Origin of the sequence: Pseudomonas putida, from assembly GCF_028682175.1 — a bacterium.
GTDB lineage: Bacteria > Pseudomonadota > Gammaproteobacteria > Pseudomonadales > Pseudomonadaceae > Aquipseudomonas > Aquipseudomonas putida_AD.
Genome location: NZ_JANHKS010000009.1, coordinates 128,115 through 152,347, shown reverse-complemented (window position 1 = coordinate 152,347; position 24,233 = coordinate 128,115). Strand labels below are relative to the sequence as shown.

General features: G+C 60.8%; 23 protein-coding genes. 12 read left to right on the top strand and 11 right to left on the bottom strand.

Features of this window, described 5'->3' with window-relative positions; all coding sequences use genetic code 11:
• Positions 1 to 78: 78 nt before the first annotated feature.
• The 4 genes from NPS29_RS09310 to NPS29_RS09295 all read left to right on the top strand — a co-directional run bounded on the left by NPS29_RS09310 (position 79) and on the right by NPS29_RS09295 (position 2,603).
• Complete coding sequence (locus NPS29_RS09310) at positions 79 to 720, top strand: FMN-binding negative transcriptional regulator (RefSeq protein ID WP_274132161.1); 642 nt, start codon at positions 79 to 81, stop codon at positions 718 to 720.
• Entirely contained in the window at positions 713 to 1,159 is a 447-nt protein-coding gene (locus NPS29_RS09305) for a GNAT family N-acetyltransferase (protein WP_274132159.1), read from the top strand. The genes NPS29_RS09310 and NPS29_RS09305 overlap by 8 nt, the downstream gene beginning before the upstream one ends.
• A gap of 17 nt (positions 1,160 to 1,176) precedes the next feature.
• Positions 1,177 to 1,848: a GNAT family N-acetyltransferase gene (locus NPS29_RS09300; protein WP_274132158.1), complete on the top strand. Its 672-nt coding sequence runs from the start codon at positions 1,177 to 1,179 to the stop codon at positions 1,846 to 1,848.
• 182 nt (positions 1,849 to 2,030) lie between these two features.
• The gene (locus NPS29_RS09295) at positions 2,031 to 2,603 is read left to right on the top strand and encodes a hypothetical protein (RefSeq protein ID WP_274132157.1); all 573 of its coding nucleotides are present in this window, start codon (positions 2,031 to 2,033) and stop codon (positions 2,601 to 2,603) included.
• 124 nt (positions 2,604 to 2,727) lie between these two features.
• Here NPS29_RS09295 and oadA read toward each other — a convergent pair whose 3' ends face one another.
• Together oadA and NPS29_RS09285 are read right to left on the bottom strand one after the other, a co-directional pair.
• Complete coding sequence (gene oadA / locus NPS29_RS09290; protein ID WP_274132155.1) at positions 2,728 to 4,533, bottom strand: sodium-extruding oxaloacetate decarboxylase subunit alpha; 1,806 nt, start codon at positions 4,531 to 4,533, stop codon at positions 2,728 to 2,730.
• A 98-nt stretch (positions 4,534 to 4,631) separates the two neighbouring features.
• Complete coding sequence (locus NPS29_RS09285) at positions 4,632 to 6,047, bottom strand: acetyl-CoA carboxylase biotin carboxylase subunit (RefSeq protein WP_274132153.1); 1,416 nt, start codon at positions 6,045 to 6,047, stop codon at positions 4,632 to 4,634.
• A 208-nt stretch (positions 6,048 to 6,255) separates the two neighbouring features.
• Between NPS29_RS09285 and NPS29_RS09280 the strand changes: the two genes are divergently transcribed.
• Positions 6,256 to 7,206, top strand: a complete 951-nt coding sequence (locus NPS29_RS09280; protein WP_274132152.1) for a LysR family transcriptional regulator — start codon at positions 6,256 to 6,258, stop codon at positions 7,204 to 7,206.
• Here NPS29_RS09280 and NPS29_RS09275 read toward each other — a convergent pair.
• The 3 genes from NPS29_RS09275 to NPS29_RS09265 all read right to left on the bottom strand — a co-directional run bounded on the left by NPS29_RS09275 (position 7,160) and on the right by NPS29_RS09265 (position 10,519).
• Positions 7,160 to 7,306, bottom strand: a complete 147-nt coding sequence (locus NPS29_RS09275; RefSeq protein WP_400779230.1) for a PA3496 family putative envelope integrity protein — start codon at positions 7,304 to 7,306, stop codon at positions 7,160 to 7,162. The two genes, NPS29_RS09280 and NPS29_RS09275, sit on opposite strands and share 47 nt — an antisense overlap.
• Before the next feature lie 162 nt (positions 7,307 to 7,468).
• The gene (gene hexR / locus NPS29_RS09270) at positions 7,469 to 8,335 is read right to left on the bottom strand and encodes a transcriptional regulator HexR (RefSeq protein ID WP_274132150.1); all 867 of its coding nucleotides are present in this window, start codon (positions 8,333 to 8,335) and stop codon (positions 7,469 to 7,471) included.
• Positions 8,336 to 8,479: 144 nt separating this feature from the next.
• Positions 8,480 to 10,519: a putative bifunctional diguanylate cyclase/phosphodiesterase gene (locus NPS29_RS09265; RefSeq protein WP_274132149.1), complete on the bottom strand. Its 2,040-nt coding sequence runs from the start codon at positions 10,517 to 10,519 to the stop codon at positions 8,480 to 8,482.
• A 311-nt stretch (positions 10,520 to 10,830) separates the two neighbouring features.
• Here NPS29_RS09265 and uvrD point away from each other — a divergent pair, with 311 nt between their 5' ends.
• From uvrD to NPS29_RS09250, 3 genes are all read left to right on the top strand, one after another.
• Positions 10,831 to 13,017: a DNA helicase II gene (gene uvrD, locus NPS29_RS09260; RefSeq protein WP_274132148.1), complete on the top strand. Its 2,187-nt coding sequence runs from the start codon at positions 10,831 to 10,833 to the stop codon at positions 13,015 to 13,017.
• A 310-nt stretch (positions 13,018 to 13,327) separates the two neighbouring features.
• Positions 13,328 to 14,179: a Tim44 domain-containing protein gene (locus NPS29_RS09255; RefSeq protein ID WP_274132147.1), complete on the top strand. Its 852-nt coding sequence runs from the start codon at positions 13,328 to 13,330 to the stop codon at positions 14,177 to 14,179.
• A 132-nt stretch (positions 14,180 to 14,311) separates the two neighbouring features.
• Positions 14,312 to 14,719 carry an SMI1/KNR4 family protein gene (locus NPS29_RS09250; protein ID WP_274132146.1) on the top strand — a complete coding sequence of 136 codons (408 nt, stop codon included), beginning with the start codon at positions 14,312 to 14,314 and terminating at the stop codon, positions 14,717 to 14,719.
• A gap of 48 nt (positions 14,720 to 14,767) precedes the next feature.
• On the opposite strand, the gene NPS29_RS09245 is transcribed toward NPS29_RS09250, so the two are convergent.
• A complete protein-coding gene (locus NPS29_RS09245; RefSeq protein ID WP_274132145.1) occupies positions 14,768 to 16,531 on the bottom strand; it encodes a cation:proton antiporter in 1,764 nt (587 codons plus the stop codon).
• Between the two features lie 310 nt (positions 16,532 to 16,841).
• Here NPS29_RS09245 and NPS29_RS09240 point away from each other — a divergent pair, with 310 nt between their 5' ends.
• Positions 16,842 to 17,327, top strand: a complete 486-nt coding sequence (locus NPS29_RS09240; protein WP_274132144.1) for an acyl-CoA thioesterase — start codon at positions 16,842 to 16,844, stop codon at positions 17,325 to 17,327.
• A 116-nt stretch (positions 17,328 to 17,443) separates the two neighbouring features.
• Here NPS29_RS09240 and pdxY read toward each other — a convergent pair whose 3' ends face one another.
• On the bottom strand, positions 17,444 to 18,316 hold the full coding sequence (pdxY, locus tag NPS29_RS09235) for a pyridoxal kinase PdxY (protein WP_274132143.1): 873 nt from the start codon (positions 18,314 to 18,316) through the stop codon (positions 17,444 to 17,446).
• Between the two features lie 134 nt (positions 18,317 to 18,450).
• On the opposite strand from pdxY, the gene NPS29_RS09230 reads away from it, so the two are divergent.
• Positions 18,451 to 18,843: a DUF3301 domain-containing protein gene (locus NPS29_RS09230; protein ID WP_274132142.1), complete on the top strand. Its 393-nt coding sequence runs from the start codon at positions 18,451 to 18,453 to the stop codon at positions 18,841 to 18,843.
• 7 nt (positions 18,844 to 18,850) lie between these two features.
• Here the strand turns inward: NPS29_RS09230 and NPS29_RS09225 are convergent, their stop codons facing one another.
• Positions 18,851 to 19,813, bottom strand: coding sequence for a CobW family GTP-binding protein (locus NPS29_RS09225; RefSeq protein ID WP_274132141.1), 963 nt, complete (start codon positions 19,811 to 19,813; stop codon positions 18,851 to 18,853).
• 54 nt (positions 19,814 to 19,867) lie between these two features.
• Here NPS29_RS09225 and NPS29_RS09220 point away from each other — a divergent pair, with 54 nt between their 5' ends.
• Complete coding sequence (locus NPS29_RS09220; RefSeq protein ID WP_274132140.1) at positions 19,868 to 20,239, top strand: NADH:ubiquinone oxidoreductase; 372 nt, start codon at positions 19,868 to 19,870, stop codon at positions 20,237 to 20,239.
• A gap of 127 nt (positions 20,240 to 20,366) precedes the next feature.
• Here the strand turns inward: NPS29_RS09220 and zigA are convergent, their stop codons facing one another.
• On the bottom strand, positions 20,367 to 21,572 hold the full coding sequence (gene zigA / locus NPS29_RS09215; protein ID WP_274132139.1) for a zinc metallochaperone GTPase ZigA: 1,206 nt from the start codon (positions 21,570 to 21,572) through the stop codon (positions 20,367 to 20,369).
• Positions 21,573 to 21,659: 87 nt separating this feature from the next.
• Between zigA and NPS29_RS09210 the strand changes: the two genes are divergently transcribed.
• Positions 21,660 to 22,049 (top strand): glutamine synthetase, encoded by a 390-nt coding sequence (locus NPS29_RS09210; protein WP_274132138.1) that lies wholly within the window; start codon positions 21,660 to 21,662, stop codon positions 22,047 to 22,049.
• A 115-nt stretch (positions 22,050 to 22,164) separates the two neighbouring features.
• On the opposite strand, the gene NPS29_RS09205 is transcribed toward NPS29_RS09210, so the two are convergent.
• On the bottom strand, positions 22,165 to 23,415 hold the full coding sequence (locus tag NPS29_RS09205) for an N-acetylmuramoyl-L-alanine amidase (protein ID WP_274132137.1): 1,251 nt from the start codon (positions 23,413 to 23,415) through the stop codon (positions 22,165 to 22,167).
• Between the two features lie 253 nt (positions 23,416 to 23,668).
• A complete protein-coding gene (locus NPS29_RS09200) occupies positions 23,669 to 24,190 on the bottom strand; it encodes a DUF3617 domain-containing protein (protein WP_274132136.1) in 522 nt (173 codons plus the stop codon).
• Between the last annotated feature and the right edge of the window lie 43 nt (positions 24,191 to 24,233).

The following is a 24,233-nucleotide window of genomic DNA, read 5'->3' as shown; positions in this document are numbered from 1 at the left end:
TATGAAATTGACCATGAATGGTTCTTACATCAGACCAATAGCCTGCCTAGGATTGAGCCAATCGCCAAGGAAAATCCCATGTACACACCCCGCCACTTCAAAGATGAGGACCAGGCCAGCCTGTTCCGGCAAGTCGAAGGTACGCGCCTGGCCACTCTGGTCACGTTCGACGAAACCGGGCTTGTGGCCAGCCACGTGCCGCTGTTGCTCGACCCGACGCAAGGCCCCAATGGCACCCTGACCGGGCATCTGGCCAAGGCCAACCCGCAATGCCAGGCGTTGGCGAACGGCGCCGAGGTTCTGGTCATCTTTCAGGGCGCCGATGCCTACATCAGCCCGTCGTTCTATGCCGCCAAGGCCGAGCACGGCAAAGTGGTGCCCACCTGGAACTACCTGGCCGTGCATGCGTACGGACGGCCACACGTCATTACCGATCCCGAACCGTTGCTGGCCATCGTCAGCGGACTTACCGACAAGCACGAAGCCGCCCGCGCCCAGCCCTGGGCCGTGAGCGATGCGCCCGCCGACTATATTCAGAGCATGCTCAAGGGCATCGTCGGCTTTGCCATCCCCATCGAGCGCCTGGAAGGTAAACGCAAACTTAACCAGAACCGCAGCGCCGAAGACATCGCCGGCGTGAGCAAAGGCCTGGCCGAAAGCCAGGATCAGAACGATCAGCAAATCGCACGCTTGATGAGCCAAGGAGAAAACCGTGTCTGACGTACACATCCGCCCCGTCACCGCAGACGATCACGCCAGCTGGCTGCCACTGTGGAAGGCTTACCTGACCTTCTACAAGGCCGAGTTGCCGGACGCCGTGACCCAAAGCACCTGGCAGCGTTTTCTGGACAGCAACGAGCCCACCAACGCGGCACTTGCCTGGGTAGACGGCAAGGCGGTCGGCATGGTCCATTTCATTTATCACCGCTCCAACTGGAGCATCAACTACTCCTGCTACCTGCAGGACCTGTTGGTAACGCCCGACCAGCGCGGCACCGGTGTGGGTCGCAAGCTGATCGAGTATGTCTACGACGCCGCGAAAAAAGGCGGTGCCGACAAGGTGCATTGGCTGACCCACGAAACCAACGCCACGGCGATCCAGCTGTACGAACGCATCGCAGAGCGCCCTGGCTTCATCCAGTTCCGCAAACCGCTGTAAGTACGGATACCCTGAACATGTCAGATCTTGCACATTGGCAATCGGCGAAACTGCCGGACACCCACACCCTCAACGGACGCTTCGTACGCCTGGAAAAACTCGACGCCGCCAGGCACGCAGCCGGCCTGTGGGAAGCACTGGAAGGCCCCGGCGCGGACCCGAAGCTCTGGGATTACCTGGCCGTCGGTCCTTTCACCGAGCGCGCAGCATTCGATGACTACCTCGCGGGCCTGCAAGCCAGCACCGACCCTTGGTTCTACACCGTCATCGACCAGCAGAGCGGCGCTATCGACGGCTTTCTGAGCTTGATGTCCATCGTGCCGAGCGCCGGGCGCATCGAAATCGGCCACGTGACCTTCGGCGCATCGATGCAGCGCACACCTAAAAGCACTGAGGCCGTGTACCTGCTGGCCAAGGAATCTTTCGCGCTGGGCAACCGCCGCCTGGAGTGGAAGTGCAACGCCAACAACGCCCGCTCCATGCGCGCTGCCGAGCGCTTTGGTTTCAGTTTCGAAGGCACCTTCCGCCAGCACATGATCGTCAAGGGCAAGAACCGCGACACCGCCTGGTACTCGATCCTGGACAGCGAATGGCCGCAGATCGAGCCGGCATTTGCCGGCTGGCTGGCTGTGGATAACTTCAAGGACGGGAAACAGATCGACACGCTTGCCCATTTCCGAGCGTTGTAACCCTGCGATTTTGAAACGTCATGCCGGACGGCCGGTGAATACAAACGAGGCCGTCCACCGCAATCACTGTAGGAATCGGCTGAATACCACGTAAGGACAGAGCAGCAGGCTAATGCGAGGCTAAGGTGAGAGTGTTCGCAGGATGCGAACCTACTTAACCCGATTCATTCAAGGAAGAATATATGCAACCTCAAAACCCATGGCGCGTCCCCGCTCCAGAACTGAAAGTGGGCAAACTCCACAGCGTCATCATTGATCGCGGCGAGCTGAAGAAAGCCGTGGCCGCCACGAACGGCAACTACCTGTTTTCTGAAACCGGAGCTGGCGTGCAATCACTGGTCATCGTCGGCACCCCGGTGCAGATCACTGAGTTTCTCCTCAACCACCAGCAACACGGGGTTGAATCGCAGATCGCCAAGCTTCCCAAGATCTACATGGGAATCAGCCCATTCAAGCCTAAAACCCGTTTCACCGGCATATTCCCGGTCAATGAATTGCTGGTGAAGGTCGCCGCTCTCCTCAACAGCGCCTATATCAAGACACCTGATTGGGCAAGCCTGATCGGCGCACTTGATAAATTGCCTGACCTCAAGAAGGCTATCGATGGCATCCTGCATCAGGACAAGGCCAAGGGAGACGTTCTGTATCTCAAGTTCAGCTACCTGCCAGAAGACGACATGGTTGGAGTTGCCAACAAGAAACTGACGTTCAAGGAAGCGCTTCACTTCTTCCAGAAGCATTACAAAAAGCCTTGAACCTGCTGCAGCGCCGCAAAATCGAGCGCATAAAAAAAGGGGAGCCACGAGTGCTCCCCCAGAGGTAACCATTGAGCCTCCCGCGTCTATGCGCGTGAGGCTGTTTATCGTTGCTTCATCGCGATCATTCGATCTCGATCAGAATCTCACCCGGGTTCACGCGATCACCCTTGGCGACGTTGATCGCCACGATCTTGCCGGCAATCGACGCCTGTACCTCGGTTTCCATCTTCATGGCTTCGGTAATCAACACGGCCTGGCCAACCTTGACTGTGTCGCCTTCCTTGACCAGCACATCGACAATGTTGCCCGGCATGGTGGTGCTGACGTGGCCCGGTTTGCTGGCCTGGGCGCGCTTGCCGATACCGCCGCCGACAAACTCGTTGAGCGGTTCGAACACCACCTCTTCCGGCATGCCATCGATGGACAGGTAGAAGTGGCGCTTGCCCTCGGCCTTGACGCCCACGCCGGTGATGTCGACACGATAGCTTTCGCCGTGTACGTCAATGACGAACTCGGTCGGAACGCCCTCGCCGCCCGCCCTGGCCACGGTGCCCGGCTCCGGAATCGGCAGCAGCGGCTCTGGCGCCAAGGTGCCGGCTGCACGTTCTTCGAGGAACTTGCGGCCAATGTCCGGAAACATCGCGTAAGTCAGCACATCCTCTTCGGATTGAGCCAGTGCGCCGATTTCGCCACGCAGCTTGGTCATTTCCGGCTTGAGCAGGTCGGCCGGGCGCACGTCGATCAGCTCTTCGTTGCCGATGGCCTGACGACGAAGCTTCTCGTCCACCTCGCCCGGCGCCTTGCCGTAGCCGCCGGTGAGGTACAGCTTCACTTCGTTGGTGATGGTCTTGTAGCGCTCGCCAGCCAGCACGTTGAAGAACGCCTGGGTGCCGACGATCTGCGAAGTCGGGGTCACCAGCGGCGGGTAGCCCAGGTCCTTGCGCACGCGCGGGATCTCGGCCAGCACTTCGGCCATGCGGTTAAGGGCGCCCTGTTCCTTGAGCTGGTTGGCCAGGTTGGAAATCATGCCGCCCGGCACCTGGTTGACCTGCACACGAGTGTCGACTGCGGTGAATTCGCTCTCGAACTGGTGATATTTCTTACGCACGGCGTAGAAATACAGGCCGATTTCCTGCAGCAGCTCCAGATCCAGGCCGGTGTCGAATTCGCTGCCCTTGAGCGCAGCAACCATCGACTCGGTGCCAGGGTGGCTGGTGCCCCAGGCGAAGCTGGAGATCGCGGTGTCGATGTGATCGACGCCGTTTTCCACCGCCTTGAGCTGACACATCGCAGCCAGGCCAGCGGTGTCGTGGGAGTGGATGAACACCGGCAGCGACTGCTCGGCTTTCAACGCCTTGACCAGTTCGCCAGCCGCGAACGGCGTGAGCAGACCAGCCATGTCCTTGATCGCCACGGAGTCGCAACCCATGGCCTCCATCTGCTTGGCCTGAGCAACAAAGGCCTCGATGGTATGCACGGGGCTGACGGTATACGCGATGGTGCCTTGGGCATGTTTGCCCGCAGCCTTCACCGCCTCGATGGCCACGCGCAGGTTACGCACGTCGTTCATGGCGTCGAAGATGCGGAACACGTCGATCCCGTTGACCGCCGCCTTGGCGACGAAGGCCTTGACCACGTCGTCGCTGTAGTGACGATAGCCAAGCAGGTTCTGGCCGCGCAGGAGCATTTGCAGGCGAGTGTTGGGCAGCGCAGCGCGCAGTTGGCGCAGGCGCTCCCACGGGTCTTCCTTCAGGAAGCGCACGCAGGCGTCGAACGTCGCGCCGCCCCAGACTTCCAGCGACCAGTAGCCGACTTTGTCGAGCTTCTCGCAGATCGGCAGCATGTCTTCGGTGCGCATGCGGGTGGCGAGCAGCGATTGGTGGGCGTCGCGCAGGATGGTGTCGGTTACAAAGATCTTCTTCGTCATTCTTATCTCCTCATAGCTCCAAGCTTCAAGCTACAAGCCGCAAGAAAAAGCCGATCCGCTTTGACTTGTAGCTTGCCGCTTGCAGCTTGCAGCTGCATTCAAAGTCCTGCGTGGGCGGCAATGGCGGCGGCGATGGCCAGGGCCAGCTCTTCGGGTTTGCGCTTGATCGAGTAGTTGGTCAGTTCAGGGTGGCTTTCAACGAAGCTGGTGTTGAACTGTCCGCTGCGGAACTCCGGATTGCGCAGGATTTCCTGGTAATACGCGGCGGTGGTCTTCACGCCTTGCAGGCGCATGTCATCCAGCGCGCGCAGGCCACGGTCCATCGCCTCTTCCCAGGTCAGCGCCCAGACGATCAGCTTCAGGCACATCGAGTCATAGAACGGCGGAATGGTGTAACCGGTGTAGATCGCCGTATCGGTCCGCACACCGGGCCCGCCGGGCGCGTAGTAACGGGTGATTTTGCCGAAGCTGGGCAGGAAGTTGTTCTTCGGGTCTTCGGCGTTGATGCGGAACTGCAGCGCGAAACCACGGTGGATGATGTCTTCCTGCTTGACCGACAGCGGCAGCCCGGAGGCGATGCGAATCTGCTCGCGAACGATGTCGATCCCGGTGATTTCCTCGGTGATGGTGTGTTCCACCTGCACCCGGGTGTTCATTTCCATGAAGTACACCTCGCCCTCGGCGAGCAGGAACTCCACGGTACCGGCGTTCTCGTAGCCCACGGCCTTGGCCGCGCGCACCGACAGGTCGCCGATGTAGGCGCGCTGTTCTGGGGTCAGCTGAGGGCTCGGGGCAATCTCGATCAGCTTCTGGTTGCGGCGCTGGATCGAGCAGTCACGTTCGAACAGGTGCACCACATTGCCAAAGCTGTCGCCGAGGATCTGCGCCTCGATGTGCTTGGGATTGACAATGCATTTTTCCAGGAACACTTCGGCCTTGCCGAAGGCCTTGGTCGCCTCGGAAATGACCCGAGGGAACGCCTGTTCAAGCTCTTCACGACTGTTGCAGCGACGAATGCCGCGCCCGCCACCGCCGGAAGTGGCCTTGAGCATCACCGGATAGCCGATACGTTCGCCTTCGTCCAGGGCCTCGGCGATGTCCGCGACGTTGCCTTCGGTGCCTGGCGTGACCGGAACCCCGGCCTTGATCATGCTGCGGCGCGCTTCGGTCTTGTCGCCCATGCGGCGAATGACTTCAGCCGAAGGACCGATGAACTTGATTCCACGTTCGGCGCAGATGTCCGCCAGTTCGGCGTTTTCAGAGAGGAAGCCATAACCTGGGTGCAGTGCGTCGCAACCGGTTTCCACGGCCAGGTTCACCAACTTGCGCGGGTTCAGGTAACCCTCGAGCGGTTCGGAACCAATGCCATAAGCCTCGTCCGCACGCTTCACATGGAGCGCATGGCGGTCCGCGTCGGAGTAGATCGCAACCGAACGGATGCCCATCTCGGCGCAGGCGCGCACGATACGAACAGCAATTTCCCCACGGTTGGCGATCAGGATTTTTGTTATCACTGGCATTTCCTCGACCGATGATCAGACGGACCGGAGACCCGGTCTGTACGAAGCGACGTTGCGCTACATCAATGTTGCGGCATGTTGCGTCGCAGCGATGGCCTCACCCTATGACGAATCAGCAATTAACCAAAATGAGTAAAAATTGGGTTAAACATAAGTAAAACCTTATAGTTAACCTTTCAGCCATTGGCGGAGTGCTTGAAAATTGCGTAAGTCATTGATGCGTATGACATTGCGTCAATTGCGGATCTTCAATGAAGTCTGCGATCTGCGGTCCTACAGCCGCGCGGCTGAGGAAATGTCTCTCACGCAACCGGCCGTCAGCCTGCAGATTCGTCAGCTCGAGGAGCTGATCGGGCAGCCTTTGTTCGAGTACGTCGGCAAGAAGCTGTACCTGACCGAAGCCGCCGAGGCGCTGCAATTGGCCAGCCGTGACATTTTCGGGCGTCTGGAAAACCTCGACATGCAGCTCTCCGACATGCAGGGCTCGTTGCAGGGGCAACTCAAGCTTGCGATCGAATCCAGCGCCAAGTACTTCGTTCCTCACCTGTTCGCGGCTTTTAAGCGCCAATACCCCGAAGTCATGCTCAACCTCACTGTGGTCAACCGAGCGCAGGTGATTCGCAGGCTTTCAGACAACCGTGACGATCTGGTGGTGATGTCGATGGTGCCGCAGGACATGGGGCTGGAGTTTCTGCCGTTTCTCAATAACCCGATTGTCGCCGTCGCGCGTCCGGACCACCCGCTGTCGCAGCTGGCCAATCCAACCCTCAAGGATCTTGAAGGCCACACACTGGTAGTTCGCGAACACGGCTCGGGAACGCGCCGGGCCTGTGAAGAGTATTTCAAGGAAAAGCGCATTCACTTCGAGCACACGCTTGAAGTGTCCTCGGCCGAAGCGCAGCGCGAATGCGTGGTGGCGGGGCTGGGTGTGGCCCTGCTGACACGGCATGCGCTGAGCCTGGAACTGGCCACCGCAACCCTCAAAGAGCTGCCGGTGGCCGAGCTGCCGCTGTATCGCAGCTGGTGCGTGGTACAGGCCAGGGATAAGCGCCTATCGCCGGTGGCTCACGCCTTCCTTGCGTTCATCCGCACCGAACGTGCACAGATCAGCGAGCTGGTCGCGCGTTTTGATGGCCAGCTTCCGCAGCGCTAGCGCTCTGCCAGAAGGAACCGGAGACATCGAGGTAATCGTCGAATTCGAGGGTCAGGCGGCGGTCTTCGAACCGCGTTTCAATCGCACGCCGAAACGCCATGCGGCGCTGGTCTTCCTGCTGACGGCGGGTTTTGACGTTGGAGGTCTGTGAGTCATCGTAGTGCCGAGGCATATCCTGTCTCCCATTGCGTGTGCGGGAGTACAGGGTGGCCTTGGGGCGTGACGATCAAGCGGCGAAAGCGTTACAAGTTGGTGAAGGCTTTCAATCTTCCGATGACTTGATCGACTTGGGCGACAGACGCAGGCTGCGCAAGCTGCGCTTCACGCTCTTGAGGTGGTTGACCAGGCTTGGGCCGCGAGCCATGGCGACGCCCATAGCCAGCACGTCGATGACCACCAGATGCGCGATGCGCGAGGTCAGCGGCGTATAGATCTCGGTGTCTTCGTGAACGTCGATGGCCAGGTTGACCGTCGACAGTTCCGCCAGCGGGGTCTGGCTCGGGCACAGGGTAATCAGGTTGGCGCCGCTCTCACGCACCAGGTTGGCGGTGATGAGCAGGTCTTTGGAGCGCCCCGACTGCGAAATGCACACCGCGACATCGGTAGGCTTGAGCGTCACGGCCGACATGGCCTGCATGTGCGGATCCGAGTAGGACGCAGCCGTCAGCAACAGTCGGAAGAACTTGTGCTGGGCGTCAGCCGCTACAGCTCCCGATGCACCGAAGCCATAGAACTCCACCCGATGGGCCGAGGCCATCACCGACACGGCCGCCTGCAGCGCGTGAGGGTCGAGCTTCTCGCGCACTTCCATCAGCGTGTGCAGCGTGGTGTCGAAGATTTTCAGGCTGTAGTCCGCGACCGAATCGTCTTCGTGGATCGCGAACTGCCCGAAGCTTGCGCCAGCGGCCAGGCTCTGGGCCAGCTTGAGCTTCAGGTCCTGGAACCCGGTGCAGCCGATGGCTCGGCAAAAGCGCACGATGGTGGGTTCGCTGATGCCGACGCTATGGGCCAGATCGGCCATGGAGCTATGCATCACTGCCGCAGGATCGAGCAGCACATGGTCGGCTACCTTGAGCTCCGACTTACGCAAGAGATGGCGGGACTGGGCGATGTGCTGCAACAGATTCAAAGGACAGGACTCATTAGAAGGATGGGCCGGGTTGTAGCTTTCTTGTAGTTATACTACATGACCTGCAAGCCGCACAGCTAAACGAGCCTGCAATGCTCAAACGATCGTTTGTGAGCGACTCGTCGCCGTGGAGTGTAGGACTTTTCACGCATGACTCCAGGCACCCACTACACAATCACGCAGGACATTGCCCATCGCACTCGCCTCCACCGGCCGACTGATCAGGTAGCCTTGCACCTCATCGCAGGCATGTGCCCGCAGAAACGCCAACTGCTGCGCGTCTTCCACGCCCTCGGCCACCACTTTCAGGCCCAGGCTGTGGGCCATGGCGATGATGGCGCGAGTGATTGCCGCGTCTTCGGTGCCCTCGTTCAGGCCACGAATGAACGCCTGGTCGATCTTGACGTAGTCCACCGGAAAACGCTTGAGGTAACTCAGGGATGAATAGCCGGTACCAAAATCGTCGATGGCCAGCTTCACCCCCAGCTCACGCAACTGCTGGAAGGTGCTGATGATGTGTTCGACACTGTCGAGCAACTGGCTTTCGGTCAATTCCAGTTCAAGGTATTCGGGCATCAGCCCGGTTTCATCGAGCACCTGGCGCACCAGGCTGACCAGCTTGCCCTGACGCAACTGGTGCACGGACAGGTTCACCGACACCCGGATCGGCGCCAGGCCGCTGCGTTGCCACTCGCACGCCTGCCGACAGGCGCGGCGCAGGACGAACTCCCCGATATCGGCGATCAGCCCGCTCTCCTCCGCCAGCCCGATGAACTCCCCCGGCGGCACCATGCCCCGGACCGGATGCCGCCAGCGCACCAGCGCCTCGGCGGAATTCAGCAGCCCGGTCGCCAGCTCAAGCTTGGGTTGATAAAACACTTCAAGCTGCCCTTCCTCGATGGCGCGGCGCAGTTGAATCTCCATTTGCAACCGCTCCAGGGTGCGCGCCTGAAGGCTGTCGGTGTAGAACTGGAAGTTGTTCCCGCCCAGGTGCTTGGCGTGTTGCATCGCCATGTTGGCCTGGCTGACCAGCGCGACCACGTCCTTGCCCGATTCGGGCAACAGCGCGATGCCGATGGAGGCATTGACGACCAGTTCATGCCCACTCACCGACAAAGGCGCACGCAGCTTGGCCAGCAGGCGCGTGGTGGTGCGGGCCAGCGTGGTGAGGTTGCCGTGGGTGTCGAACAGCACTGCGAACTCATCGGCGGACAGCCGGGCAATGGTGTCGGCGTCGGACAGTTCGGCACTCAGGCGGCGCCCGACCTGACGCAGCAACTGGTCAGCGACATCCAGCCCCAGGCTGTCGTTGAGCAGCTTGAAGCGATCCAGGTTGATGTGCAGCAAGGCCAGGTTCTGCCCGCCTTGTCGAACACGCTGATTGGCCTCGCGCAGCCGCTCGTTGAACAGCGAACGATTGGCAAGGCCGGTCAGTTCGTCGTAGTGCGACAGGTAGCGGGTGCGTTCTTCGTACTGCCGGGCCAGCTCCTGATTGAGCGCCTCGCTTTTGGCCTGGGCCTCTTGCAGATGCTCGATCAGGGCCAGGTTCTGAAAGCGTCGGGTCAGGCCGCGCTGGATCAACCGGTTGACCTGCGCGCTCACCACGATCAGCGCCAATAGAAGGATCAGACCCAGCCACGCCCAGCCGCGCAACGGCACATCACCGCCCCAGAACAGGTAAACGATCGGCGGGGCCAGGCAAGGCACGGTAAACGTCAGGAACGCCGGAATGCTGGCGGCATAAGCCACACTGGCCGACAGGGTCGCCGCGCCGATAAGGCCGAAGACCCAGGCTTGCTGGAGGAAGCTTTCAACGGGCACCACCACCAGCGCCGCACTGGCCAGCGTCAGGCCGCTGACGCAGGCCCCGGCGAGAAACATGCGCCGCCAGATCGGCTGCGCCTGGCGCTCAGGCGGTGCTGCGCGAAACGCGGCCACCTGCAACACCCGCAGACACACCAGCGCCGACAGCCAGCCGACCCAGATGCCCACCAACAGATAGCGTTCAGGGCTCCAGAGCAGCCAGGCGCAGAGCATGCCGTTGATGAACATGAACAAGGTCGGCAGCAGCGAGCCTTGATAAAGAAGACGTGTGCGCTCGACGGCAAGCTGGGTCGCGAACTGTTTGCGGATGACGCGGCGTGTCGCCACAGAGTCGGCCGGGGCGTCTTTGCTGGAGATCATGGCAATTCTTGTAATTAGTGGGCCTTGAACGTCAGCGGAGCATACACAAGCCACCGCACGGACCATACAGTCAGAAAAATAAATTGCATGAATGGCCGGGGGCCGCCACGGACCGCAACTTGACACCAAGAACGCTGCGGGCCTGTAGGAGTGAGCTTGCTCGCGATGACGGCATTTCAGGCACCACATCAGTTGCGCCTGTCAGAACGCTATCGCGAGCAAGCTCACTCCTACAGGTTTTCAATGTGATGTTCTCGACCGACCGGCGTTAGAGTTTGCCCGCCATCCCCGCCGCACCCTAGAATGCGCCGATGCATACTGATGACCTCTCCCTCCTGCTCAATTCCCTCAACGATGCCCAACGCCAGGCGGTCGCCGCCTCCGTGGGTCGTCAGTTGGTCCTGGCCGGCGCTGGTTCCGGCAAAACCCGTGTGCTCGTGCACCGCATCGCCTGGCTGATGCAGGTCGAGAACGCCTCGCCGCACTCGGTCCTGTCGGTGACGTTCACCAACAAGGCCGCCGCCGAGATGCGTCATCGCATCGAGCAACTGATGGGCATCAGCCCGGCGGGCATGTGGGTCGGCACGTTCCACGGCCTGGCGCACCGCCTGCTGCGGGCGCACTGGCAGGAAGCGGGGCTGAACCAGAATTTCCAGATCCTGGACAGCGACGACCAGCAGCGGCTGGTCAAGCGCGTGATCCGCGAGATGGGCCTGGACGAGCAGAAATGGCCTGCGCGTCAGGCCCAGTGGTTCATCAACGGTCAGAAAGACGAAGGCCTGCGGCCCAAGCATATCCAGGCCGCCGGCGACATGTTCCTGGGCACCATGAAGGCGATCTACGAGGCGTACGAGGCGGCTTGCCAGCGCGCCAGCGTCATCGACTTCTCGGAACTGCTGCTGCGCGCGCTGGACCTGTGGCGCGACAATCCGGGCCTGCTGGAGCACTACCAGCGCCGCTTCCGTCACATCCTGGTGGACGAATTCCAGGACACCAACGCCGTGCAGTACGCCTGGTTGCGCCTGCTGGCCAAGGGCGGCGACAGTCTGATGGTGGTCGGCGACGACGACCAGTCGATTTACGGCTGGCGCGGCGCGAAGATCGAGAATATTCATCAGTATTCCGACGACTTCCCGGACACCGAAACCATACGCCTGGAGCAGAACTATCGCTCCACGGCCAGCATCCTGAAAGCCGCCAACGGGCTGATCGTCAACAACAGCGGCCGCTTGGGCAAGGAGCTGTGGACCGACGTCGGCGACGGCGAGTTGATCAGCCTGTACGCCGCGTTCAACGAACACGACGAAGCGCGCTACGTGGTCGAGACCATCGAAAGCGCGATCAAGACCGGCATGTCGCGCAGCGATATCGCCATTCTCTACCGCTCCAACGCCCAGTCCCGGGTGCTGGAAGAGGCCTTGCTGCGCGAGCGCATCCCCTACCGTATCTATGGCGGCCAGCGCTTCTTCGAGCGCGCCGAGATCAAGAACGCCATGGCCTATCTGCGCCTGCTCGATGGCCGTGGCAACGATTCGGCCCTTGAGCGCGTGATCAACGTGCCGCCGCGAGGCATCGGCGAGAAGACCGTCGAGGCGATCCGCGAGCACGCCCGCCACGCCGACGTGTCGATGTGGGAATCGGTGCGCCTGCTGGTGGCCAACAAAGGAGTCACCGGGCGCGCCGCCAGTGCGCTGGGCGCCTTTATCGAGCTGATCGAGAACCTCTCGGCCAAGGTCATGGACATGCCGCTGCACCTGATGACCCAGACCGTCATCGAGCAGTCGGGTCTGATCACCTATCATCAGGAAGAGAAAGGCGAGAAGGGCCAGGCTCGGGTAGAAAACCTTGAGGAACTGGTCAGCGCCGCCCGCGCGTTCGAAACCAGCGAGGGCGAGGAAGACCTGACGCCGCTGGCCGCATTCCTCGGCCACGCATCGCTGGAAGCCGGCGATACCCAGGCCGATGAACACGAAGACAGCATCCAACTGATGACGCTGCACAGCGCCAAGGGCCTGGAGTTCCCTTACGTGTTCCTGGTCGGCATGGAAGAAGGCCTGTTCCCGCACAAGATGAGCCTGGAAGAGCCCGGCCGTCTTGAAGAAGAACGCCGCCTGGCCTACGTCGGCATCACCCGCGCGATGCAGCACCTGGTGCTGACCTACGCCGAAACCCGACGCCTGTACGGCAGCGAGACCTACAACAAGGTGTCGCGCTTCGTACGCGAGGTTCCACCGAATCTGATTCAGGAAGTGCGCCTGTCCAACAGCGTCTCGCGCCCGTTCGGCGGCTCCAAGACCATGGCGCCCAGCCGGCTGTTCGACGGCGAAGGCATCCCCCAGAGCCAGTTCTCCCTCGGCCAGCGCGTGCAGCACGCGGTGTTCGGCGAAGGCGTGATCCTCAACTTCGAAGGCTCGGGCGCCCAGGCGCGGGTCCAGGTGAACTTCGCCGAAGGCAGCAAGTGGCTGATGCTGGGCTACGCGAAGCTGGAGCCGGTTTGATTCCGGTCTGACGCCGGACCTCTGTAGGAGCGCGCTTGGTCTGGGCCGCATTCGGACGACGGCGGTGTATCAGACCCACATCGGATTCAGACACACCGCAATCGCGGGCAAGCGCGCTCCTACAGGGTCCACTTGCATTCCTACGTTGCGCCCCCATCTTTCCTACAGAACTTTCTCAACTGCCCTACGACCCAAGTAGTACGGGCTCTATTGAGATCCACGCAAAAGCCAGAAACATATGGTCGCTGGTCAGACACATTTGTCCTGTTCAATATGGCGCGCGTGCAATCCACAAACGGGAATTCCCTATATGCAACGTTTTCTAAGCATCGCCTTGGCGCTGGTCATCGGGCTCACCATGAGTCTGGATGCCAACGCCGCGCGTTTCGGTGGCGGCAAGAGCATGGGCTCGGCGCCTAGCCACCAGGCGCGTCAGACAGCACCATCCGCTCCAGCCGCAGCACCTAACGCCGCCGGTCGCCCTGCGCCTGCGGCAGGCGGTGCTTCCAAATGGCTGGGTCCATTGGCCGGTATCGCTGCCGGTGGCCTGCTGGCCTCCATGTTCATGGGCGGCGGTTTCCAGGGCATGCAGTTCTTCGACATCCTGATCATGGCGGTCATCGCCTTCGTGATCTTCCGCTTCATCGCGGCCCGTCGTCGCAAACAGCAGCCACACATGGCTCCAGCCGGTGCTCCGTACCAGCGTGAAACCATCGAGCAGCCTGCGCAGAACACCAACTCGATGTTCGGCGGTTCGCCTGCCGCGTCGGCCCGTCCGGTGATCAACGCACCAGCCTGGTTCAACGAAGAGCGCTTCATTGAAGCCGCACGCAATCACTTCCAGTCGCTGCAGCAGCACTGGGACGCGAACGAGATGGACAAGATCGCCGAGTTCGTGACCCCGCAAATGCTGCAGTTCCTGAAAAAGGAACGTGCCGACCTGGGCGACGGCTTCCAGTCGACCTACATCGACAACCTGAGCGTGCAACTGGAAGGTGTCGACGATCGCGCCGACAAGACCATTGCCACGCTGACCTTCAGCGGCGTCTCGAAGACTTCGCGTTTCGACCAGGGTGAAGTGTTCAGCGAAAGCTGGAACATGGAACGCGCCCCGGGCGAGAACCAGCCTTGGCTGGTGGCAGGTATTCGCCAGAACGGCTGAAACTCTGCGGCATCGCTCTAGTCAAAAACCCCGAACTCGTTTCGGGGTTTTGCTTTTTTGAGTTCTGCGATTAATTTGGTGATGTCTTTAAGCTACTGTATAACCCGCGCAATTTGTTAGAGGATCCACGTCGTGGAAGAAGTCATCGAACAACTCCGTGAAGCCAATGAGCCGGTTCCCGTCCCGCTTGAGCTGCCGGACGAAGATCAGCTGGTCGAAATCGAAGAAGAGCTGTTCATCAACATTCCTTTCGTGTTCAAGGAATTTCTGCTGACGGTCAGCGACGTGGTATACGGCAGCCTGGAGCCGGTCACGGTCACCGACCCCGGCTCGCACACCTACCTGCCGGAAGTGGCGGCCAACGCCTGGGACGCAGGCGTGCCCCGCGACCTGATCCCGATCTGCCAGGACGGTGACGACTACTACTGCGTCGAGGAAGACGGCACCGTGGTGCTGTGGTCCGGCGAAGAAGAGCTGGTCACCGAAGAAAGCTGGGAATCGGTGTGGCACTGGGCGCGGGACGTCTGGCTGGAAAGCTGAGCCGCGCCTGCCCTCACCTTTCGACCTTCGGGGCTCAAGTTTGCGAGCTTAGCGCTCCGAAGGTTCCTGGTTGTTGCCCAGCGTCTCCAGCAGCGCGATCTGCATGCGCGTGTGCACGCGGATGAACCAGCGCCACAGCACGGCGGCCACCACCGCCGCGACCATCACGATCAGCAGCAGCCACTCGCTGGTCGGCAGCATGCTCGCCGAGAGCAATGCGATCAGCACAAACAGCACCGACAGCGACAGCAGCGGGATCACTTCGGCGATCACCCGGCGCACCCGCTCGGTATGGCGCCCCGCCATTTCCGGCTTGACCCCCATCTCTGCCAGCAGCATCGACAGCGCCTTGAGCTTGCGATAGGCCGCGATCAGGAACGGCAGCGACAGCAGCAACGACGCGCCCCAGACCCATGCCTTCTGCTGGCCGACTTCACTGACCCACTCGCTGAAGTATTCGCCGATGCGCTCGCCGAAATACCCGCCGCAGAAGAAGATCGCCACCACCAGCGCCAGGTTCACGCCCACTTGCAGCAGAATCTTGCGAATCATCGATGCCAGCAACGCGCCCTGCCCCTGGGGCTGGATGCTGCGCAGCCATTCCCCGTACAGGCCGAAAACCCGGGCGACGCGCGCAGGCACGATATTGCCCAGGGAGTGCGAGAGCGGATCGGCCGCCCGGATCAGGTAAGGCGTCAGCAGCGTGGTGATCGCCGACACAGCCACCGCGACCGGATAGAGGAAGTCGCTGGTGACCTGCAACGTCATACCCAGCGCCGCGATGATGAAAGAAAATTCGCCAATCTGTGACAGGCCCATCCCGACCCGCAGTGAAGTCTTGCCGTCGTTACCGGCAATGAATGCCCCCAGTCCGCAGGACAACATCTTGCCCAGCACCACGGCCACGGTGATGACTGCGATTGGCCAGGCATAGTCGAGCAGGATCTTCGGATCGATCATCAAACCGATGGCGACGAAGAAGATGGCGCTGAACATGTCGCGAATGGGTTCGATCAGGTGCTCGATTTTCATCAATTGCCGGGATTCGGCCATGATCGCGCCGATCAGGAACGCACCGAGCACCATGCTGTATTCCAGCTTCACCACCAGCAGGCAGAAGCCGAAACACAGGCCCAATACGGTGATGAGCAGCATCTCGTTGCTTTCGAACTGCGCCACGTAGGCCAACAGGCGCGGCACCAGAAGAATGCCAATGACCAGGGCGACAATCATGAACAGCGAGAGCTTGCCCACGGTGGAGAAGACTTCGCCGGAACTGACCGTGCCGCTGACCGCGATGCCGGACAGCAAGGCGATGATACCGATACCCAATATGTCCTCGACGATCAGCACGCCGAAGATCAGTTGGGCAAACCGCTGGTTTTTCATCTTCAGGTCGTTGAGGGCCTTGACGATGATGGTCGTGGAGGAAATGGCCAGGATCGCCCCCAGGAACAGGGAATCCATGGTGCTCCAGCCGAAATACTGGCCGATCTCGTAGCCGATCCAGATCATCAGCATGATTTCGAGAAACGCGGCAATGAACGCCGTGGCGCCGACCTTGAACAGTTTGCGCAGGCTGAATTCGAGCCCCAGGCAGAACATCAGGAAGATCACTCCAAGCTCGGCCAGGGTCTTGATGGTGTCTTCGTCGTGGATCAGGCCGAACGGCGGGGTGTGCGGACCGATGATGAAGCCGGCCACGATATAGCCCAGCACCACCGGTTGTTTGAGACGATGAAACAGCACCGTCACCACCCCGGCCACGAGCATGATGACGGCCAGATCCTGAATGAAACTGATGGCGTGCATGGGCGCGGCTCCTTGTCACTAGCAATGGTATGCGCGTTCTCGCCTCGATAGAGAAGCGACTGCTGTGCGAAAAGCCGCCAACGGTGTCGGTTTAATCTGACAGGAACGCAGGAATTACCCCATCCAAGGGTTTTTGCAGGTTAACACCGCACAAAAGCCGATAAAGCCGGTGCAATATATAGAAACAGATAGGCTTCAAGCGTGACGACGACGCGGCGGTTTGCGTCCCGATAACGTTGGCTTTGATTGCCAATCCACACCCGAGCACCGTCCAAGGTGCCAACTTGACTCAATTGACCGTGAGCACGCTATGGAACCCGGAAACGCCCAGCTGTCGATGACTGTATTGATGACCCCGGACATGGCCAACTTCTCTGGCAACGTGCACGGCGGCACCCTGCTCAAATACCTCGACGAAGTGGCTTACGCCTGCGCGGCCCGTTACGCCGGCCGTTATGTCGTGACGCTGTCGGTGGATCAGGTGATTTTCCGCGAGCCGGTGCATGTCGGCGAGCTGGTGACCTTTCTCGCCTCGGTGAACTACACCGGCAACACCTCGATGGAAGTCGGGATCAAGGTCGTGACCGAGAACATCCGCGAGCGCTCGGTGCGTCACTCCAACAGCTGCTTCTTCACCATGGTGGCCGTGGATGACCAGCGCAAGCCGGTGAGCGTGCCGCCTCTGGTGCCCGAGACCAGCGAGGGCAAGCGCCGCTACGTCCAGGCCCAGCAACGCCGCCAGATCCGCCAGGAACTGGAAAAGCGCTACCGCGAAATCCGTGAGGATGGCGTCTGATCTGACGCCACACTATCCGTAGCAGCACGGCTTGCCGGCGGGGCGGTGTGTCAGACAAATATGCATAACCTGACACACCGCCCCCGCCGGCAAGCCGTGCTGCTACGGGATCTTCGTCAAGCGCCCAGCCGAACCGCCTCGAACTTCACGCGCGGATGCGCGATCCGGTCCTGGGCGCGTACCAGTTCCAGCTCGTAACTGCCGCACGCCTGGGTCTCCAGCAGCACCTCATGCACCGCCGAGGCCGTGTATTCGAAGGCGCTGCGCAAATCATCCCCCAGCAACACCCTCGACAGGAACAGCCCCGAAGTCAGGTCGCCCACGCCCACTGGCTGGCGCGGGAAGGCCAGCAGCGGCCTGCGCAGGTGCCAGCTTTCGTGCTCGGTCACCAGCAGCATTTCAAAGCCGTCGGCAGGTTTTCCGGGGTAATCCAGGTGCTTGACCACGATGGCCTTCGGCCCCCGGGCCAACAATGCGCGGGCCATGGCTAGGCAATCCATCAAGGAGCTTGGCTTGCGCCCTGAAAAGCTGTCCAGTTCCAACTGGTTCGGGCAAAGGAAATCCGCCACCGCCGCCGCTTCCTGCAGCAGGAAATCACTGACTTCCTGGGGCACGATGCAGCCTTTCTCGGGGTGCCCCATGACCGGATCACACAGGTACAACGCACGGGGGTTGGCGCGCTTGATCTGCGCCACTGCCGTCAGAATCGCCCGCCCCTGCGCCGCGCTACCCAGATAGCCCGACAATACCGCATCGCAATTGCCCAGCTCGCCGATGGCCGCGATCCCTTCGACCAGCGCAGGAATTTGCTGCGGCGCCAACACTTCGCCCGCCCAGTGTCCATACTGAGTGTGGTTGGAGAACTGCACGGTGTTGAGCGGCCAGACATTGATGCCGATCCGCTGCATGGGAAATACCGCAGCGCTGTTGCCAGCATGTCCGAAGACCACGTGAGACTGGATGGCGAGTAAATGAGGCGAACGTTTCATGACAGGTTCCTGAAGCCGGGAAAGCACCTTAGTAGTGAAGCCGGACGAAGTGAAGCGAAATTAAACGACCGGACTATGGCTGTCGGTGACCTGAGGCAGTTAAGCTGAACATCTTCCGTTGGAGCTCTCTTTCCATGCTGACCCTGGGCAACATTTTCGTCCTGATGCTGCTGGCAACCGCTGGCGCCTGGCTGTGGCATTCCCATGGCCTGCGCGAACGTGCCCTTGAGCGCGTGAAACAGCACTGTGCCAAGCTCGACATCGAATTGCTCGATGGCAACGTCGCCCTGCGTCGTATCACCTTCAAGCGCGACAACGAGGGCCGCAAACGCCTGGCCCGGGTGTACAACTTCGAGTTCACCGTGACGGGCGAGCAACGCCACCCCGGCACCATCACCATGTTCGGCAAGCACACCGCCCAGATCGAACTGGCGCCCTACCCGTTCGAAATCAAGAATCCCAAGCCGACCGCGGAAATCATCCAGCTCAACGAGTGGCGCCAGGAACACAACAAGTGGAAGCAGTGAGCGGCCTCTAGACCCTGCAACCGGTCAATCGCTCGCTCAACTGCGCCTCATCCTGCGGCTCGGCAAAGATCAACTCCAACCGCGAATCCTTGCGCCACTCACTGGGCGCCCACTGGATGTCGCTGCCATCGAGCCCGTTGCCCGACACCCACCCATCCTGACTGTGGATAACCAGCTTGGCGCGGCGCCAGCCAAGGCTTTGCAGCCATTCGCGCACTTTGCCTGCGTCGAACACCCGATCCGGATGCCAACGCCAGCCGATGCTCCAACCCTCGGGCTGCGCCTGGCTCAGGCAGATCGGCGTCATCGGGTCGGTCCAGACGGCCGGCATCTGCGCCAGGGTCCTGGGCGCAACGAAGTTATCCACACCCTCCCGCGCACGCACGTCGATACCGGGCAGTTGATCCAGCGCAACGACGCCCGACTCGGTCCAGACCACAGGGCGATCAGGCAGCGAGTGGATGATTGCCTGTCGAGCCGCTGCGTCCAGCCCCGCCGACTTGTTCAGCACCAGCAGCCCGGCGTCCGTCATCGCATCGTGCTGGGTTGCGGGCAACGGCTTGCCCTGGACCAGCGCCAGTGCATCGAGCACCATGACGCAAGGCTGCACCGCCAGCACGCCTGCCCACGGCGCGTCTTTCAGTTGCGCCATCAGTTGCACCGGGTGACCCAGCCCGGACGGCTCGATGAACAGCCGGTCAGGCTTTGCCTTGCGCAAAAGGCGCCCCAGGCCGATCTGGAACGGCGCGCCATTGACGCAGCACAGGCAACCACCAGCCACTTCGCCAAGTGCGATACCATCCTCGGCCGTGCTGAGCAGCGCAGCGTCCAGGCCGATCTGACCGAATTCGTTGATCAGAATGGCCCAGCGCTCACCCGCTGGCTTGAGCGAAAGCAGGTGCTTGATGAGGCTGGTCTTGCCTGCACCCAAAGGCCCAGCAATGACATGGGTGGGAATGTTCTGCAGCATGTCCGGCCATTGTTGAACGTCGCTCCCGAAAATGAGCGCAGACGGAGGTAATCGATGCGAGCAAACTGGCTGCCCGTGCGGCTGGCGTTGGTGCTGTTGGCGGTCACGTCGGGTCAGGCGTGGGCTGAATCCTGCGTGGTTCATAGTCAGGCCGAGCGACTTGACGTGAAAGTCTGTCAGGAAAATCTCAATATTCCGCCAGATCTCTTCCGCAACGGTTTCTGCAAACCGCAGCTCAAGGACCAGAAGGTCGAAGTCGCCTACATGGAGCAATGCCCCTCGGGGTCCTTCGGCCAGTGCAGCAACGCACAAGTCGCCAATATGCCCTATCGGCAGAACATTCACTATTACGGCGTGGCCAGCGATGCCGCCTTCCTCAAGCCCTTTTGCGAGCAGCAGAGCAAGGGTGTGTGGAAGGCGCAATGAGAACACCTCCGTTCCCGTAGCAGTCCGGCTTGCCGGCGTCGGCGGTTTCGATATCGCCGACGCCGGCAAGCGAAGCGACGCCCGGCCGTGCTGCTACGGGACGGTGCAGGGTATTTGATCGGGGGACCTACGCCGCTTCCCCATGCCAATCACCAAACGGATCGGCCAACTCTCTCCACCCTTCAACACCCACCGCCATCTCGACATCGGTCAACAGGCATGCATCAAGATCGGCGTTCAGCCGGGCGAAATCGATATTCTGGCCGATGAATACCAGTTCCTGCCGGCAATCCCCACTCTGCGCCATCCAGTTGCGCATGATGACCTCGGTGCTTTCCTGATCCTGCGGCCAGTGCTCCTTGGGCACGAAACGCCACCAGCGCCCGGCGAAGCCATATCGCATCAACCCGCCCGCCTGTGACCAACTGCCGGCCTCCTGATGCTTGCTCGCCAGCCAGAAGAAGCCCTTGGAACGCAGCAGTTTGCCGTTGCTCCAGTCGCCATTGATGAAATCGAAAAACCGCTGCGGGTGAAACGGTCGGCGCGCGCGATAGGCCGTCGAGGCGATGCCGTACTCTTCGGTTTCCGGCACATGCTCACCCCGCAGTTCCTTGAGCCAGCCCGGCGCCTGGGCCGCGCGCTCGAAATCGAAGCGGCCGGTATCCAGAATCTTGCCCAGCGGCACTGCGCCCATCACCATCGGCAGTATTTCCGCCTGGCTGTTGAGGCTTTTCAGAATCGCCATCAACTCCTGGCGCTCGGCCGAGCTGATGAGGTCGATCTTGCTGATGAGGATCACGTCGGCGAACTCTACCTGCTCGATCAGCAAATCGGTGATGGAACGCTCGTCATCTTCGCCCAAGGTTTCACCGCGAGAGTCGAGGCTTTCCGCAGCCTGGTAGTCCTGAAGAAAATTCAGGCCATCGACCACAGTGACCATGGTGTCCAGGCGCGCAATATCAGCCAGACTCTGCCCGGCCTCATCGCGAAAGGTGAAGGTTTCCGCCACCGGCAGCGGCTCGGAAATGCCGGTGGATTCGATCAGCAGATAGTCGAAACGGCCATCGCGCGCGAGGCGACTGGCTTCTTCGAGAAGATCTTCGCGCAGGGTGCAGCAGATGCAGCCGTTGCTCATTTCCACGAGCTTTTCTTCCGCGCGGTTGAGGCTGACGTCACGCTGGACCTCGCCGCCATCGATGTTGATTTCGCTCATGTCATTGACGATGACCGCCACTCGCAGGTCTTCGCGGTTGCGCAGGATATGGTTGAGCAGCGTGCTTTTGCCGGCGCCGAGAAAGCCGGACAGGACGGTAACGGGGAGGCGGTTCATCATGGTCTCATCAGGTAGCAGGTTCGGATGCTTTTTACGTTATAATATAACAATACAAAGCTGCTAACTTTATTTTGCAAGGTCGGCTCAATGGTCAGGGTTTTCAGTATTTTCTCGGGGCTTGTTCTGCTGCTGAGTACACAGGCGTTTGCCGCACCGCCCTCGCCCAGGCTGGATCAGGCGCTGTGTACGCGCAGCGCGACAGTGCTGGCGTGCCTCGATGCGTATGGCAACAGCTACAGCGTGGCGATGTCAGGCACCACCATGTACCTGCGCGGGTATGAAAGCGACGGCAAGCGACGCTGGGCGCAGACCAACAGCCGCTATGGGTCGCTGACGTTCTTCACGGGGCTCGCCTCGGATGGCGAGGCGTGGGTGGGGTATATCCAGAAAGTCGGCTGGACGACGATCAGCCGGGTGTCTAGCTCCAGCGGCAGCCGGAGCAGAATTATCTGTGATCGGGTAATGGGCTGCCGCTGATCTCCTGTAGGAGTGAGCTTGCTCGCGATAGGGGCGTGTCAGCTACCGAGATGCAACCTGACACTACGAAATCGCGAGCAAGCTCACTCCTACAAGGAGCGGAACAGCGTCGGTGTCAGACCACCGCCTGCTCCGCCGCCTTCTGCTCCTGCCGCCAGGCAATGAACGAACCTGCCGGAGGGTTGCGCTCGAAGTACTGCTTCATGCCATCGAACAGCCCGTCGGCCACGGCCTGCTGATGACGCGCGGTCACCAGGCGCTGGCTGTCGCGGCTGTTGGAGATGAAGCCGGTCTCCACCAGAATCGATGGCACGTCCGGGGATTTCAACACGGCAAATCCGGCCTGTTCCACGCGCTTCTGGTGCAGCGTCGTCACACCTTCCAGGCTGCCGAGCACGGTATGGCCCAGTTGCAGGCTGGCGGCGATGGTGGCGTTCATCGACATGTCGAGAATCACCCCGGCCAGCATCGGGTCCTTGTCTTTCAGGTTGAGCAAGCTGTTGGCGCCGATCAGGTCCGCGCCGTTTTCGCGCTGGGCCATGAAACGCGCGGTCGCCGAAGTCGCGCCGTTCTCCGACAAGGCAAACACTGACGCGCCCGATGCAGTCAGGCGCGGCGCGGCATCGGCATGCACCGAAATGAACATGTCGGCGTTGTATTTGCGGGCAATGTCCACGCGCTTGCGCAGCGGCACGAAGAAGTCGTCGTTGCGCACCAGGCGCACATCGAAGCCCTTCTCGCGCTTGAGCCGCTTGGCCAGCAACTGGGCGATGGACAACACCACGTCTTTCTCGCGCTCGCCCTTGGAGCCGATGGCGCCCGGGTCCTTGCCGCCGTGCCCGGCATCGACCACCACCATGATGTCGCGCTTGGGGTGATTCTTGTCAGGCACCGGCGCAGGCGGCTCTTTGGCCACGACGGCGGCAGGCGCTGCTGCGGCCAGCTGCACGGGAGGGTGCGTGGCGACGTCATGACCCAGGTCCACCACCAGGCGGTTGCCCTGCGCGCCCTCAGGCCCGAGCAAAAAGCTGTTGAGCTGCACGGGCGAAGCCAGGTCGAGCACGATACGGGTATCCCCCTGGCCGAAGTGACCGGAGCGGATCGCCTTGATTGGCGAGTTTTCCAGCGCCAGTTGACTGAAGTCGCCTTCCAGTCGCGCACCGCTGACGTCGATGATGATGCGTTCAGGTGCACTCAGGGTGAAGGTCTTGTACTTCACCGGACCGCTAAGGTCGAACACCAGCCGCGACTTGTTTTCGGAGCGCCATAGTCGCGCGTTGCGAATCTGCGTGGCATTGACGGAGAAAGGAAGCGCGAAAGCGGCGCTGGCCAAAAGCATATTGAGCAGCATTTGACGTCGATGCATGGCACGTTCCGAAAAAAGACGAGCATCCCGGCTCTGGTAGGCATGACCATTGTTCGTAACAATATAACATGCCGCAAGAAACTCGAAGATGAAGCTTTTTACAGAATTGGCCGGACTTTTAAGCTGCAAATCAAAGGCTAAGGGCAAAAAACTCATGTGAAACAAGAGGATGTTCCACGTGGAACATGCACAGGGGATTGGTCGCTGAAAACAGAAACGCCCCGGTAAACGGGGCGTTCGGACAAACGGTCAATCAGGTGCGAGGCTTAACGGTTCCACAGTTCTGGCCCAGCCAGACGGCCTTGGTGTCCATGCTGCCGTTCTGCTGCTGTCCGGTGGCATTGAACGAGCCCACAACGTGGGTGTTGAACTCGCGATCACTGAGGAACTGCGCGGTGCCGGTACCTTGTGCACGAGGGCAACTGAACTTGAATTTCCAGGTCGGCCCATTGCGATCAGTAATTTGCTGACTGCACCCGGACTTGGGATCGGTCAGTGGAATCTGTTCGTTCTTCACCTGCTCCGGCGTCAGGCAAACCCGCACGCCTTTGCCACCCAGGGTAATGCCTTGTTTTTCCAGCATTTGTTCCATGGCCGCACGTTGCTGTGGAGCCATCATCTGCAGCTGGGCGAGCATGACCTGCATGTCGGGCATCTGTTGTCCATCGACCTGCATGTTGCTCGACGTCAGTTCCCACAATCCGGGTTGCAGCACCTGGGCCTGAACGAACGGCGCTGCCAGACCCACCATCAACGCCAGTACGCGCTTTTTCATGAACCCTGTTTCCTTCTTTTCTGAGACAGTTCGGTTGCGGCCT

What these genes read in the sequence shown, in the direction of transcription:
- NPS29_RS09210 (WP_274132138.1), top strand. Translation starts at nt 21,660, where the DNA reads ATGGTCAGGGTTTTCAGTATTTTCTCGGGGCTTGTTCTGCTGCTGAGT.
- NPS29_RS09220 (WP_274132140.1), top strand. Translation starts at nt 19,868, where the DNA reads ATGCGAGCAAACTGGCTGCCCGTGCGGCTGGCGTTGGTGCTGTTGGCG.
- pdxY (WP_274132143.1), bottom strand. Translation starts at nt 18,316, where the DNA reads ATGAAACGTTCGCCTCATTTACTCGCCATCCAGTCTCACGTGGTCTTC.
- zigA (WP_274132139.1), bottom strand. Translation starts at nt 21,572, where the DNA reads ATGATGAACCGCCTCCCCGTTACCGTCCTGTCCGGCTTTCTCGGCGCC.
- NPS29_RS09295 (WP_274132157.1), top strand. Translation starts at nt 2,031, where the DNA reads ATGCAACCTCAAAACCCATGGCGCGTCCCCGCTCCAGAACTGAAAGTG.
- NPS29_RS09200 (WP_274132136.1), bottom strand. Translation starts at nt 24,190, where the DNA reads ATGAAAAAGCGCGTACTGGCGTTGATGGTGGGTCTGGCAGCGCCGTTC.
- NPS29_RS09225 (WP_274132141.1), bottom strand. Translation starts at nt 19,813, where the DNA reads ATGCTGCAGAACATTCCCACCCATGTCATTGCTGGGCCTTTGGGTGCA.
- NPS29_RS09265 (WP_274132149.1), bottom strand. Translation starts at nt 10,519, where the DNA reads ATGATCTCCAGCAAAGACGCCCCGGCCGACTCTGTGGCGACACGCCGC.
- NPS29_RS09230 (WP_274132142.1), top strand. Translation starts at nt 18,451, where the DNA reads ATGCTGACCCTGGGCAACATTTTCGTCCTGATGCTGCTGGCAACCGCT.
- NPS29_RS09300 (WP_274132158.1), top strand. Translation starts at nt 1,177, where the DNA reads ATGTCAGATCTTGCACATTGGCAATCGGCGAAACTGCCGGACACCCAC.
- uvrD (WP_274132148.1), top strand. Translation starts at nt 10,831, where the DNA reads ATGCATACTGATGACCTCTCCCTCCTGCTCAATTCCCTCAACGATGCC.
- NPS29_RS09255 (WP_274132147.1), top strand. Translation starts at nt 13,328, where the DNA reads ATGCAACGTTTTCTAAGCATCGCCTTGGCGCTGGTCATCGGGCTCACC.
- NPS29_RS09245 (WP_274132145.1), bottom strand. Translation starts at nt 16,531, where the DNA reads ATGCACGCCATCAGTTTCATTCAGGATCTGGCCGTCATCATGCTCGTG.
- NPS29_RS09205 (WP_274132137.1), bottom strand. Translation starts at nt 23,415, where the DNA reads ATGCATCGACGTCAAATGCTGCTCAATATGCTTTTGGCCAGCGCCGCT.
- NPS29_RS09240 (WP_274132144.1), top strand. Translation starts at nt 16,842, where the DNA reads ATGGAACCCGGAAACGCCCAGCTGTCGATGACTGTATTGATGACCCCG.
- NPS29_RS09275 (WP_400779230.1), bottom strand. Translation starts at nt 7,306, where the DNA reads ATGGCGTTTCGGCGTGCGATTGAAACGCGGTTCGAAGACCGCCGCCTG.
- oadA (WP_274132155.1), bottom strand. Translation starts at nt 4,533, where the DNA reads ATGACGAAGAAGATCTTTGTAACCGACACCATCCTGCGCGACGCCCAC.
- NPS29_RS09310 (WP_274132161.1), top strand. Translation starts at nt 79, where the DNA reads ATGTACACACCCCGCCACTTCAAAGATGAGGACCAGGCCAGCCTGTTC.